The 12315-nt window shown below is 71.9% G+C and carries 10 protein-coding genes; 5 read left to right on the top strand and 5 right to left on the bottom strand.

The window, feature by feature from the left end; genetic code table 11:
- The first annotated feature begins 6 nt into the window (after window positions 1-6).
- Window positions 7-1755 (top strand): ABC transporter ATP-binding protein, encoded by a 1749-nt coding sequence (locus GGQ91_RS23670; RefSeq protein ID WP_043382420.1) that lies wholly within the window; start codon window positions 7-9, stop codon window positions 1753-1755.
- Between the two features lie 38 nt (window positions 1756-1793).
- On the opposite strand, the gene GGQ91_RS23665 is transcribed toward GGQ91_RS23670, so the two are convergent.
- Both GGQ91_RS23665 and GGQ91_RS23660 read right to left on the bottom strand, forming a co-directional pair.
- Window positions 1794-2858, bottom strand: a complete 1065-nt coding sequence (locus GGQ91_RS23665) for a LacI family DNA-binding transcriptional regulator (protein WP_236952898.1) — start codon at window positions 2856-2858, stop codon at window positions 1794-1796.
- 562 nt (window positions 2859-3420) lie between these two features.
- Window positions 3421-3627, bottom strand: coding sequence for a hypothetical protein (locus GGQ91_RS23660; protein ID WP_043382414.1), 207 nt, complete (start codon window positions 3625-3627; stop codon window positions 3421-3423).
- 238 nt (window positions 3628-3865) lie between these two features.
- On the opposite strand from GGQ91_RS23660, the gene GGQ91_RS23655 reads away from it, so the two are divergent.
- A complete protein-coding gene (locus GGQ91_RS23655) occupies window positions 3866-4087 on the top strand; it encodes a DUF6894 family protein (RefSeq protein ID WP_043382412.1) in 222 nt (73 codons plus the stop codon).
- 292 nt (window positions 4088-4379) lie between these two features.
- Here GGQ91_RS23655 and GGQ91_RS23650 read toward each other — a convergent pair whose 3' ends face one another.
- Both GGQ91_RS23650 and GGQ91_RS23645 read right to left on the bottom strand, forming a co-directional pair.
- On the bottom strand, window positions 4380-5243 hold the full coding sequence (locus GGQ91_RS23650; RefSeq protein WP_043352263.1) for an SMP-30/gluconolactonase/LRE family protein: 864 nt from the start codon (window positions 5241-5243) through the stop codon (window positions 4380-4382).
- Window positions 5244-5272: 29 nt separating this feature from the next.
- Window positions 5273-6598 carry a sugar MFS transporter gene (locus GGQ91_RS23645; protein ID WP_053610134.1) on the bottom strand — a complete coding sequence of 442 codons (1326 nt, stop codon included), beginning with the start codon at window positions 6596-6598 and terminating at the stop codon, window positions 5273-5275.
- A 160-nt stretch (window positions 6599-6758) separates the two neighbouring features.
- Between GGQ91_RS23645 and GGQ91_RS23640 the strand changes: the two genes are divergently transcribed.
- Together GGQ91_RS23640 and GGQ91_RS23635 are read left to right on the top strand one after the other, a co-directional pair.
- A complete protein-coding gene (locus tag GGQ91_RS23640) occupies window positions 6759-7922 on the top strand; it encodes an aldose epimerase family protein (RefSeq protein WP_182592973.1) in 1164 nt (387 codons plus the stop codon).
- Window positions 7919-9718 carry an IlvD/Edd family dehydratase gene (locus tag GGQ91_RS23635; protein WP_182592972.1) on the top strand — a complete coding sequence of 600 codons (1800 nt, stop codon included), beginning with the start codon at window positions 7919-7921 and terminating at the stop codon, window positions 9716-9718. The genes GGQ91_RS23640 and GGQ91_RS23635 overlap by 4 nt, the downstream gene beginning before the upstream one ends.
- A 40-nt stretch (window positions 9719-9758) precedes the next feature.
- Here GGQ91_RS23635 and GGQ91_RS23630 read toward each other — a convergent pair whose 3' ends face one another.
- Window positions 9759-10499: an FCD domain-containing protein gene (locus GGQ91_RS23630; protein WP_182592971.1), complete on the bottom strand. Its 741-nt coding sequence runs from the start codon at window positions 10497-10499 to the stop codon at window positions 9759-9761.
- A gap of 150 nt (window positions 10500-10649) precedes the next feature.
- Between GGQ91_RS23630 and GGQ91_RS23625 the strand changes: the two genes are divergently transcribed.
- Entirely contained in the window at window positions 10650-12257 is a 1608-nt protein-coding gene (locus tag GGQ91_RS23625) for an aldehyde dehydrogenase (NADP(+)) (protein ID WP_182592970.1), read from the top strand.
- Window positions 12258-12315: the final 58 nt, after the last annotated feature.

Raw genomic sequence — 12315 nt, 5'->3', positions numbered from 1 at the left:
CGCGCGATGCTGAAGGCCTTCCTCGCCTATTACCGGCCGTACCGGACGCTGTTCCTGGTCGATTTCGGCTGCGCGGTGCTGTCCGGCCTGCTCGAACTCGGCTTCCCCATCGCCGTGAAGGGCTTCATCGACAGCCTCCTGCCCCGGCAGGATTGGGGCCTGATCCTGCTCGCCGCCGCGGCGCTGACGCTGGTCTACGTGGCCAATGCCGGCCTGATGGTGGTGGTCACCTACTGGGGCCACGTGCTCGGCATCAACATCGAGACCACCCTGCGGGAACGGGCCTTCGACCACCTGCAGAAGCTCTCCTTCCGCTTCTACGACGGCCAGAAGACCGGCCATCTCGTCGCCCGGGTGACCAAGGACCTGGAGGAGATCGGCGAGGTCGCCCATCACGGGCCCGAGGACCTGTTCATCGCCGTGATGACGCTGCTGGGCGCCTTCGCACTGATGCTCACGGTGCACGCGCCGCTGGCGCTGATCACGGCAGCGATCCTGCCGCTGATCGCCTTCGTGTCGATCCGCTACGGCGGCCGCATGACCCGCAACTGGCAGGCCCAGTACGGCCGGGTCGGGGCCTTCAATGCGCGGATCGAGGAGAATGTCGGCGGGATGCGGGTCGTGCAGGCCTTCGCCAACGAGCCCCACGAGCGCGCCCTGTTCGCCCGCGACAATGCCCGCTACCGCGACACCAAGCTCGAGGCCTACCGGCTGATGGCGGCGGGCCTGTCGATCAACTACCTGGGCCTGCGCCTCGTGCAGATCGCCGTGCTGCTCGGCGGCGCGGCCTTCGTGGTCCGGGGCGACCTGACGCCCGGCGGCTTCGTGGGCTTCCTGCTCCTCGTCGGGGTGTTCTACCGGCCGCTGGAGAAGATCGGCGCCGTGGTCGAGACCTACCCGAAGGGTGTGGCGGGGTTCCGCCGCTATCAGGAGTTGCTCGCCACCGCGCCCGACATCACCGACCGGCCGGAGGCCCGCGCGGTGGAGTCCCTGCGGGGCGACATCGGCTTCGAGGGGATCGGCTTCAGCTACGGCCCCGGGCGCCCGGTCTTCGCCGGCCTCGACCTCGCGGTGGCGGCGGGCGAGACGGTGGCGTTCGTGGGCCCCTCGGGGGTCGGCAAGACCACCCTCTGCGCCCTGCTGCCGCGCTTCTACGAGGTCGAGGCGGGCCGGATCACCGTCGACGGGATCGACATCCGCGACATCACCCTCGCGAGCCTGCGCCGGCAGATCGGCATCGTGCAGCAGGACGTGTTCCTGTTCGCCGGCACGATCCGGGAGAACATCGCCTATGGCCGCCTCGACGCCACGGAGGCGGAGATCGACGCCGCCGCCCGGCGCGCCCGGCTCGGCGGGCTGATCGACGGCCTGCCGGAGGGCCTCGACACGGTGGTGGGCGAGCGCGGCGTGCGCCTGTCGGGGGGGCAGAAGCAGCGCATCGCCATCGCGCGGGTCTTCCTCAAGAACCCGCCGATCCTGATCCTCGACGAGGCGACCTCGGCGCTGGACACCGAGACCGAGCGGGAGATCCAGCGGGCGCTCGCCGAACTCGCCCGCGGGCGCACGACCCTGGTGATCGCCCACCGCCTCGCGACCATCCGGGACGCCGACCGCATCGTGGTCCTGGGGGAGGGCGGCGTGGTCGAGGAGGGCCGGCACGCGGCCTTGCTCGCCGCCGGCGGCCCCTACAGCCGCCTGCACGCGGCGCAGTTCGGACGGGGCGACCCCGAGACGGGCATCCTCGCGGCGGAGTGAGGCGCCCATACGGGCCGCGGAACGCCGGCCTCGGCCTCCTAGGCCTGCGGCCGCGCCGCGGTCGATTCGCGCACGACGAGGCGCGTGGGAAACAGCCGCTGGGCGAGGTCGTCCGGCGCGCGCGTCCCCTCGATCAGCTCGACCAGGGTCGCGAAGGCGAACCGGACCATGTCGAGGGTCGGGACATCGACCGAGGTCAGGCTCGGGACCGAGTAGGCCCCCTGGGTGAGGTTGTCGAAGCCCACGACGCGGATCTCCGCGGGGACCCGCACGCCGCGCTCGTGCAGCGCCTTCAGCGCGCCGAACGCCACCCGATCGCTGGCGGCCACGATGGCATCCGGCCGGTCTCCTGACCCCGTGTCCGGCCGCTCCAGCAGCGCGCGCGTCGCCCGATAGCCGCCCTCGGACGTGCAGTCGCACGCCACCACGCGGTCGTCGCGCAGCGGCAGCCCCGCCTCCGCGAGCGCGTCCCGGTAGCCGCGGAACCGCTCGGCCCCGGCACGCCACCGCCGACCGTCGCCCGCGCCCGTGAAAAAGCAGATGGACCGGCTCCCGGCCTGGATCAGGTGGCGGACGGCGTCGCGGGCCGCGTCGCGCTCGGCCTGCATGGCGTAGTGCGTGCCGGGAACGTCGAGGCCGAACACGACGAACGGGAATCGCTTGGCCTGCAGCAGGCCGATCAGCGGGTCGTCCTGGCGGTCGGCGAAGACGACGATGCCGTCGACCCGGGCCTCGCTGACCAGGCTGGCGATCCGGCTCAGGCCGTCCGGGTCGTCGCCGCGGCGACACCGGTGGACCAGGGTATAGCCCTGCTGGTCGGTCACGTACCCGAAGGTCTGCAGGACGAGGCCCTGATCGGCCTCCTCCCTCAGATGGAACGCGGCATCGGCGGGCTGCGCCCCGAGGGAGAACACGCAGGCGATGCTGCGACTGGGCTTCTTGCGCAGGGACCGGGCGGCGAGGCTCGGCACGAAGTCCAGGTCGCGCATGGCCGTCTCGATGGTCTCGCGCGTGGTCCGGGCGACCTTCTCCGGATGGTTCAGGACCAGCGAGACCGTCTGGAAGCTCACGCCGGCCCGTCGGGCGACGTCCTTGATCGTCATCTGGCCCATCGTCACCTCGGGAGCCGGTCTGCCCGGCAGGACGGCGCGCCCGCGCCGGGACGGGCCCGGTGCCGGCTCGTTGGGCCCGCGAATCTAAATCTGTATCGAGCGGAGATAAAGCCGCTGGCACGGCAACGAAGACGGGTCGTGTCAGCACTAGACCGGTCGTTTCGGCGTGAAATCCGGTCAATCCCTCAGATTTTCGGCGGCTCCGCCGCGCCGTCCCCGGCCTGGACGGCGCGGTTCGCCAAGCAGGTTTTCCGGGCAGGATCTCCACGCAAGCCCCCAGGCGGAATCGGGGCGTGTCGCGTGGCCTGCCCAATCCACAGGCGTGCCCCCCGCACCCCACCGCGCCGCAGCCGAGGGCAGGGGCGCAAGACGGCCGCCCGACGGCCGGCGTCCGACCGCTGTCGCGTCAGCCGGCCCGGGCGCGCAGCCGCTGCATCAGCCTGAGCAGCACGCTACGGATATGGGATCGGAGGCGGGCGGTCTCGGCCATGGGACGCGGTTCGAAGCGCCGGAGCGCGGCGCCTTGAGAAACACGTCCATCGGACGAGCGTTGCTACGCAAAAAGCGGGTTCGCTCCGGCGGCGATGCCCCGGAACCACCGTCCAAGGGTGTAGCGCGAGACCCGCATCGACGCGCGGCCGCGCCCCGTATGATGACTGCGGATCGTCGACAGAACGTTCTTGATATGCGCCCGCAGCGTGGCTTTGCGGAGCGCGGCTTTCTCGGCGCGCGCGTTGGGCGGATCGGCGGAGGTCGACATGTCAGGGGTCCCGACTCCAAGAGCGCCACCTCAGCAAGCCATCGGACATCGGCGGCGGCGTGCCTGGTTCTTATAATCGATAATTCAATCGAGACTGGGCCGCCTTCGCACAGATACAGGCAAATCCGCGTTTTAAATGCATTAAGGTTTATCCGATCAAAGACCGGTCCCAGTCATATTCCGGACTACGTAGAGAGATCAGGACGACCGCCGGAGGGCGGCAGCAGGGGGGAGGTCGGTGTCCGAGCGCTTCTACTTCGACGTCGAGAGCGGCGAGGAAACGATCCGCGACGAGGAAGGCGTCGAGGTCGGCAGCCTGGACGAGGCCCTGGCCGAGGCGCGCAGCGTGATCGCCGAGATGGCCGATGAGGTCTGCGCGGCCGATCCCGGCCGCTCCTGGAGCCTGGTGGTGCGCGACACCGCCGGGCGGCCCATCCGCCGGCTTCCGATTCGGCGGTAGCGCCGTGTCGGCGACATCCGACAAGGAGCCCGCCGCGGCAGGGCCGGGCGGGCTGAAGGTGATCTCGTCTCGGAGAAGTGGCGAGCGTAGAGACCGGCCGGGGACCGCGCATCCCCCATCCGGATGAGGCGGCCACACGATCCTGCGAGGATTGCGTCGAGGCCCGCGCGGACGCGGATCGGGCCGCCGCACGGACCGCGTCGGCCGCCCGGGACAACCCGGTCGCCATCAGGCCCCGCCGTCCGGGGACGCTACAGCCACAGGGAAAGACCTTCCACGGCCGCCGGGCCGGTCAGCCCCCGAAGGCGCGGGGCGGCAGGCCTGTCACGCCGACATCGAGTTCGAACAGGGCCCCCGCCGCCGGCACGTGCTCGGCGCCCCGGGCGGCCGAGGTGACGAACAGGCGGTCGAGCCCTTCTCCCGCGAAGGCGCAGCTTGTGATGTTGGGTGCGGGCAGTGGGATCGCCCGCATCAGTCGCCCCTCGGGATCCACGCGGCTGAGCCGGCCGCCGCCCCAATGGGCGATCCAGAGGCAGCCCTCGGAATCCGTGGTCATCCCGTCGGGCCAGCCCCAGGCCTCCGGAAAGCGCAGGAAGGCGCGCTTGCCCGTCAGCGTGCCGTCCGCGGCGAGGTCGAAGGCGTAGACCGTCCGGGCGGCGCTGTCGCTGTGATAGAGGATCCGGCCATCGCGGCTGAAGGTCGGCCCGTTGGCGACGCCGTAGCTCGTGTCCATCCGCCGCCAAGTCAGGTCGGGATCGAGCCGGTGGAGGGATCCCGAAGCCGCGGTCTCGGCCTGGTGCATGCTCCCGGCCCAGATCCGGCCGGCGCCGTCGACCTTGGCGTCGTTCAGGCGGTTGTCGGGCTCGTCGGGCTCCGGATCGCCGATCGGCGTGATCCGGTCGGCCTCGAGGTCGTAGATCGCGAACCCGCTCTTCAGCCCGACGATGAAGTCGCGCCGGCCGGCGCGGGGGATGATCCAGCCCAGCGGCTCCGGGAACGGATGGGTGCCGGTCTCGCCGCGGGCGAGGTCGAGCCAGTTCAGGGCCGGGGCCTCGATGTCGACCCAGAACAGCAAGCCCCGCTCCGGAACCCAGATCGGGCCTTCGCCGAGCCGGTCGCGCCGGGGCCGGTCCAGGATGCGGATCCGCGGGTCCATGGCAGAGCGCTCCCCGATCCCGCCGACGCTCAGGCGCCCGCCGGCCGCGCCGCGGCGGCGGGGCGGCAGCCCCAGAGAGCGTAGAACAGGACGTAGAGTTCGCAGGCGGCGGTGATCAGGAAGGAATGCTGCAGCCCGAACCGGTCCGCCGCCCAACCCTGCACCACCACCAGGGATCCGCCCGCGATCGCCATGATCAGCAGCCCGGCGCCCTCCTCGGTGAGCGGCCCGAGGCCGCGGATCCCCAGGGTGAAGATCGTCGGGAACATGATCGCGTGGAACAGGCCCACCGAGATCAGGGCCCACATCGCCCAGTGGCCGGTCGCGAAGGTCGCCACCAGCATCACCGCGCAGGCGCCGATCGCCGCCCCGGCCAGCACGGTCTCGGCCGCCCGAGCCTGCATCAGGTAGCTGCCGGCGAAGCGGCCGACCATCATGCCGCCCCAGAGCAGGAACAGGTAGCGCGAGGCCTGGGCGTGGGTCAGGTCGCCGATCTCCGGCTGTGAGACGAAGTTGATGAACAGGTTCGACACCCCGATCTCGGCGATCAGGTAGATGAAGATCGCCGGCACGCCGAGCACGAGGTTGCGGTGGCGCCAGAGGGACAGGCCGGCGCGCTCGGCCTTGACGGCCCGGGCCGTGGCGCCGCCGGCGCCGCCCAGGGCGGGCAGCGGGAAGCGGGCGATGATCACGGCGAGACCGACGAGGATCGCCGCCACGATCAGGTAGGGCAGCTGCACCGATTGCGCGTCGGCCAAGCGCTCGGCCGGTGTCAGGATGGTGCCGGCGGCGGCGTTGCCCGCGGCGGAGCGCCCGAGGATCAGGTAGCCGCCGAACAGCGGCGCCAGGGTCGTCCCGAAGGAGTTGAACGCCTGCACGAGGTTGAGGCGCGCCGGAGCGCTCTCGGCCGGGCCGACCACCGCCACGTAGGGGTTCGCGGCGACCTGCAGCAGGGTGATGCCGCTGGCGATCACGAACAGGGCCGTGAGCGTGATCGCGTAGGAGACTTGGTGCGCGGCCAGGATCATCCCGAGCGTGCCCAGCGCCATGATGCCCAGCCCCGCCACCAGGGCGCGCTGGTAGCCGACCCGTTCGATCAGCTTTGCCGCCGGGATCGAGGCCACGAAATAGGCGATGAACCAGACGGACTCGATCAGCGTCGTCTGCGTGTAATCGAGGTCGAACACGCTGCGCAGGTGCGGCAGCAGCGTGTTGTTGATGACCGTGATGAAGCCCCACATGAAGAAGAGGCTCGCCAGCAGCGACAGGGCCGGGCGGTAGGCGCCCCGGTCGCGCGCGGCCTCCGCCCCCGTCCGGGGCGCCGTCGTCCCGACGGTCGCGATCGGTCCTGCCATCCGGCGTTGTCCTCTGCGTTCCGGGCCGCCTTGCCGGCGGTCCCATGTTGTCCATTTCATTTGTCTGAGTATATATCGGATTCGCGGACGTCAACCGCGTCCCCGTCGCGTGCCGGCGCAGGATCGGCGGGACGGGCGGCTTCATCGAGGGGAGGATGCGATGCGTGGAGTGGGACCCCTGGCGCTGTGCGCCTGCGCGGCGATCCCGGGCCTGATCCCGGCTCCGGTCCGGGCGGCCGAACCGGTCCGGACGGTGTTCGGCACCCTGCCGGACGGCCGGTCGGTGGAGGAGGTGACGCTGACGAACGGCAAGGGGATCACGGCCCGGATCCTGTCGTGGGGCGCGCTCCTGCGGAGCCTCGACGTCCCGGACCGGTCCGGCAAGGCCGCGGATGTGGTGCTCGGCTACACCGACCTCGCCTCCTACCTGACCAAGGGCAGTTATTTCGGCGTGAGCGTCGGGCGCTACGCCAACCGCATCCGCGCCGGGCGCTTCACCCTCGACGGCCAGACCTACACGCTGGCCACCAACGACGGCCCGAACGCCCTGCACGGCGGCGCGGCCGGCTTCGACAAGCGGCTCTGGACGATCACCGCGGTCAAGGGCGGCGCGGCCCCGTCGGTCACCCTGCGCTACGTCAGCCCGGACGGGGAGGAGGGCTATCCCGGAACGCTCACGGCCACCGCCACCTACACGCTCGACGCGACCGACACGCTGACGGTCACCTACGAGGCCACGACCGACAAGCCGACGATCGTCAACCTGACCAACCACAGCTTCTTCAACCTCGCGGGTGAGGGCTCGGGCCGCTCGATCCTCGATCAGACCCTGACCATCCCGGCGGAGCGCTTCACGCCGGTCGACGCCACCCTGATCCCCACCGGCGCGCACTTGCCGGTGGCCGGCACGCCCTTCGACTTCCGCAAGCCCACGGTGATCGGCGCGCGGATCCGCGACGGGCGGGACGAGCAGATCGTGCGGGCGCGCGGCTACGACCACAACTGGGTCGTCACCGACGCGCCCACGGCCGAGCCGCACCTCGTGGCGCGGGTCGAGGATCCGGAATCGGGCCGGATCCTCGAGGTGGCGAGCAACCAGCCGGGGGTGCAGTTCTATGCCGGCAACTTCCTCAACGCGACGGTGGTGGGTAAATCCGGCCTCGCCTACCGGCAGTCGGACGCCCTGGCGCTGGAGCCGGAACTCTTCCCCGACACGCCGAACCAGCCGGCCTTCGGCTCCGCCCGGCTCGACCCCGGCAAGACCTACCGGAACGTGATCGCCTACCGGTTCTCGACCAGCCCCGCTCACCGGACCCAGAAATGACCGACCGACCGATTGCACGGCCCCTGCGCTCCCGCGCCTGGTTCGACAACCCCGACAATATCGACATGACGGCGCTCTACCTGGAGCGCTACCTGAACTTCGGCCTCAGCCTGGAGGAGCTGCGCTCGGGCAGGCCGATCATCGGCATCGCCCAGACCGGCTCGGACCTGTCCCCGTGCAATCGCCACCATCTCGTCCTCGCGGAGCGGATCCGCGAGGGCATCCGCGAGGCGGGCGGGATCGTCCTGGAATTCCCCGTCCACCCGATCCAGGAGACCGGCAAGCGGCCGACCGCGGGCCTCGACCGCAACCTCGCCTATCTGGGCCTCGTGGAGCTGCTCTTCGGCTACCCGCTGGACGGGGTCGTGCTGACCACGGGCTGCGACAAGACCACCCCGGCCTGCCTGATGGCCGCCGCCACCGTGAACATCCCGGCCATCGCCCTGTCGGTGGGGCCGATGCTCAACGGCTGGTTCAAGGGCCAGCGCACGGGCTCCGGCACGATCGTCTGGAAGGCCCGCGCGATGCTGGCGGCCGGCGAGATCGACCATGACGGCTTCATCAAGCTCGTTACCTCGTCGGCGCCCTCGACCGGCTTCTGCAACACGATGGGCACCGCCACCACGATGAACACGCTCGCCGAGGCCCTGGGCATGATGCTGCCCGGCTCGGCCGCGATCCCGGCGCCCTACCGCGACCGGCAGGAGGCCGCCTACCAGACCGGTAAGCGCATCGTCGCCATGGTGGCCGAGGACCTGAAGCCCTCCGACATCCTGACCCGCGACGCCTTCCTCAACGCCATCGCGGTCAATTCGGCGATCGGCGGCTCGACCAACGCGCCGATCCACCTCGCGGCGATCGCCCGCCACATGGGGGTCGACCTCGACATCACGGACTGGCAGACCCACGGGCTCGACGTGCCTCTGCTGGTCAACCTGCAGCCGGCGGGCACCTATCTTGGCGAGGATTACTACCGCGCCGGCAGCTTGCCCGCGGTGGTGGCGCAGCTCATGCGCCGCGACCTGATCCGGGAAGGCGCGCTGACGGTCAACGGGCGCACCCTCGGCGACAATTGCCGCGGCGCCGTGATCGAGGACGAGGACGTCATCCGGCCGATCGACCGGCCCCTCAAGGAGGCGGCGGGCTTCCTGGTCCTGCGCGGCAACCTGTTCGACGCCGCGGTCATGAAGACCAGCGTCATCGGCGACGAGTTCCGCGCCCGCTACCTGTCGAACCCGGAGGATCCGGACGCCTTCGAGGGTCCCGTCGTGGTCTTCGACGGACCGGAGGATTACCACGCCCGGATCGACGACCCGAGCCTCGGCATCACCGCGGAGACCATCCTGATCATGCGCGGGGCCGGGCCGATCGGCTATCCCGGGGCCGCCGAGGTGGTGAACATGCGCCCGCCCGCGCAGCTGATCCGGGCCGGCGTGCACGCGCTGCCCTGCCTGGGCGACGGGCGCCAGTCCGGCACCTCGGGCTCGCCGTCGATCCTCAACGCCTCGCCCGAGGCGGCGGCCGGCGGCGGCCTCGCGCTCCTGCGCACCGGCGACCGGGTGCGGATCGACCTGCGCCGCGGCACCGCCGACATGCTGGTCGACGCGGACGAGATCGCCCGCCGCCGCAGCGCCCTGGAGGCGGCGGGCGGCTACGCCTATCCGGCCTCGCAGACGCCGTGGCAGGCGATGCAGCGCGCCGCCGTGGGGCAGATGCACACCGGGGCCATCCTGGAGGGCGCCGAGGCGTTCCAGCGCATCGCCCAGACCCGGGGCGTGCCGCGCGACAACCACTGAGACGAGGGCCGGGCCGGCGGCGCGGACGCCGCCGGCTCCGTCAGGGGCGCATCGCCAGCTCGGTGTCGGCGAGGGCGAGGCGGACCAGCTCGGTCATGGTCTCCCGGGCGGCGGCCGGGTCGCCCGCCACGATCGCGTCGTAGAGGGCGCGGTGGTCGGGCATCGGATCCCGGGGCAGGCCCTGGCGGCGATGCTTGAAGATCGTCGTCCACGTGACCGCGGCGGCGATGGAACTCGACAGGGCCATCAGCGCCCCGTTGCGGGCCGATTCCAGGATCGTGTTGTGGAAGGCCTGGTCGGCGGCCCGTCCGGCCTCGGTGGCGAGGCCGTTGCGGCCCATCTCCTCCAGGGCATGGCCCATCCGGGCGAGGTCGAGGCCCGAGCGCCGCTCCGCCGCGAGCGCCGCCGCCGCCGGCTCGACGATCATCCGCAGCTCGAACAGGTCGCGGATGAAGGACTCGCTCGGCTCCGACTCGAAGGCCCAGGCGAGGATGTCGGGGTCGAGCAGGTTCCAGCGGCTGCGCTGGCTCACGCGGGTGCCGGTGCGCGGGCGGCTCTCGACGAGCCCCTTCGCGCTCAGGATGCGGATCGCCTCGCGATAGGCGGTGCGCGAGACGTTCAATTTCTCAGAGAATTCGATCTCCCCGGGCAGCACGTCCCCGGGGGCGTAGCGGCCGCCGAGGATCGCCACCCCCAGATCGCGGGCGACCGAGCCGTGGATGCGGCGCGAGCCCGAGGCGAGGGGCAGCGTGACGTTCTCCGGACCGCGATCCTGCCTCACTCGTCCACCTCCAGTCCGGGCCACCGGGTCGGTCGGGGCGGGATCGGCGCGATTCTATCCTGAAGTTGTAGGAGCGCAAAGAGGAACACCCCCTGCACCGGAAACACGGCCGCGCTTGCGGCGGGAGGCGAACTGCCCTAGCCTAATTGTATGAGTAGTGAATCACCAGGGTCCGTGACGATCCGCGGCAGCGTCCTGATCGGCGCCACCGACGTGACCACAGCCGCGCTCTTCCGGGCCGTGGATCCCGCCACCGGAGCGCCCCTGGAGCCAGCCTTCTCGGCCGCAGGCCCTCGGGAGGTGGAGGCCGCCTGCACGCTGGCGGAGGCGGCGTTCCCGCATTTCGCGGAGACGCCACCAGAAACACGCGCTCGCTGTCTCGAAGCTGTGGCCGAGGGCATCGCCGATCTCGGCGCGCCGCTCGTCGAGCGGGCGATGGCCGAGACCGGCCTGCCGCGGGCGCGGCTGGAGGGCGAGCGCGCCCGCACGGTCGGGCAGCTGCGGCTGTTCGCGGATCTCGTCCGCTCCGGCGCGTGGATCCGGGCGACGATCGATCCGGCGCAGCACAAGCGGCAGCCGCTGCCCCGGCCGGACCTGCGCCGGCGCCACGTCGCGATCGGCCCGGTGGCGGTGTTCGGCGCCTCGAACTTCCCGCTGGCCTTCTCGGTGGCGGGGGGCGACACCGCCGCCGCCCTGGCGGCGGGCTGCCCGGTGGTGGTGAAGGGCCATCCGGCCCATCCCGGGACCGGGGAGCTGGTCGCGCGGGCCGTGCGTGCGGCGGTGGCCACCGGCGGCCTGCCCGAGGGCACGTTCTCCTACCTGCCGGGACCGTCCACGGACCTCGGAAGCGCCCTGGTCGCCGACCCGCGGATCAAGGCCGTCGGCTTCACCGGGTCGCGCGCGGGCGGACTCGCCCTGATGCGGGTGGCCGCCGGCCGGCCCGAGCCGATCCCGGTCTATGCCGAGATGAGCGCGGTCAACCCGGTCGTGCTCCTGCCCGGCGCCCTGCGGGCCCGGAGCGCGTCCCTGGCGGCGGGCTTCGTCCAGTCGCTGACGCTGGGGGCGGGGCAGTTCTGCACCAATCCCGGTCTGCTGATCGGGATCGCCGGCTCCGACCTCGACGCCTTCGCGGAGGCCGCCGCCGCGGCGATCCGGGAGAGTGTGCCGCACACCATGCTCACCCCGGACATCCGCGACCGGTTCGCGCACGCCGTCGCCGCGCTGGCGGCCCGACCGGGAGTGACGGTCGCGGCGCGCGGGGCGGCCGCCGGGCCGGGGGGCGCCCCCGCCTGCCTGCTGCGCACGGAGGCGCGCCACGTCCTCGCGGATCCGGCCCTCGCCGACGAGATGTTCGGTCCGGCCGCGCTGCTGGTCGCCGCCGCCGACATGGCGGAGGTCACCCGGCTCCTCGAGTCCCTCGGCGGGCAGCTCACCGCGACGTTGCACCTCGACCGCGCGGACGAGCATCTCGCCGCCGGGCTCGTGCCGCTGCTGGCCCGCAAGGCCGGACGGATCCTGGCGAACGGCTGGCCCACCGGCGTCGAGGTCGCCCCCGCGATGGTGCATGGCGGGCCGTTCCCGGCGACCTCGGACGGCCGGAGCAGCTCGGTGGGCACGCTGGCGATCGAACGGTTCCTGCGCCCGGTCTGCTACCAGGACCTGCCCGACGCGCTCCTGCCGCCGCCCCTGCGCCCGGACAATCCCTGGCATCTCGCGCGCCGGATCGACGGCGTTCTCGATCCGCAACCCGGCCGCTGACAGGCCGCCGCGCGACCCTCGACGGCCGCGCGTTCAGGACGACCCGAAGCGGTCGTCC

This window comes from Methylobacterium fujisawaense, assembly GCF_014138435.1.
GTDB classification, from domain to species: domain Bacteria; phylum Pseudomonadota; class Alphaproteobacteria; order Rhizobiales; family Beijerinckiaceae; genus Methylobacterium; species Methylobacterium fujisawaense.
This window is presented reverse-complemented; position numbering and strand designations above follow the sequence as displayed.

Coding starts and splice junctions, on each gene's coding strand:
- GGQ91_RS23670 (WP_043382420.1), top strand. CDS start 7: ATGCTGAAGGCCTTCCTCGCCTATTACCGGCCGTACCGGACGCTGTTC.
- GGQ91_RS23665 (WP_236952898.1), bottom strand. CDS start 2,858: ATGACGATCAAGGACGTCGCCCGACGGGCCGGCGTGAGCTTCCAGACG.
- GGQ91_RS23660 (WP_043382414.1), bottom strand. CDS start 3,627: ATGTCGACCTCCGCCGATCCGCCCAACGCGCGCGCCGAGAAAGCCGCG.
- GGQ91_RS23650 (WP_043352263.1), bottom strand. CDS start 5,243: ATGGACCCGCGGATCCGCATCCTGGACCGGCCCCGGCGCGACCGGCTC.
- GGQ91_RS23645 (WP_053610134.1), bottom strand. CDS start 6,598: ATGGCAGGACCGATCGCGACCGTCGGGACGACGGCGCCCCGGACGGGG.
- GGQ91_RS23640 (WP_182592973.1), top strand. CDS start 6,759: ATGCGTGGAGTGGGACCCCTGGCGCTGTGCGCCTGCGCGGCGATCCCG.
- GGQ91_RS23635 (WP_182592972.1), top strand. CDS start 7,919: ATGACCGACCGACCGATTGCACGGCCCCTGCGCTCCCGCGCCTGGTTC.
- GGQ91_RS23625 (WP_182592970.1), top strand. CDS start 10,650: ATGAGTAGTGAATCACCAGGGTCCGTGACGATCCGCGGCAGCGTCCTG.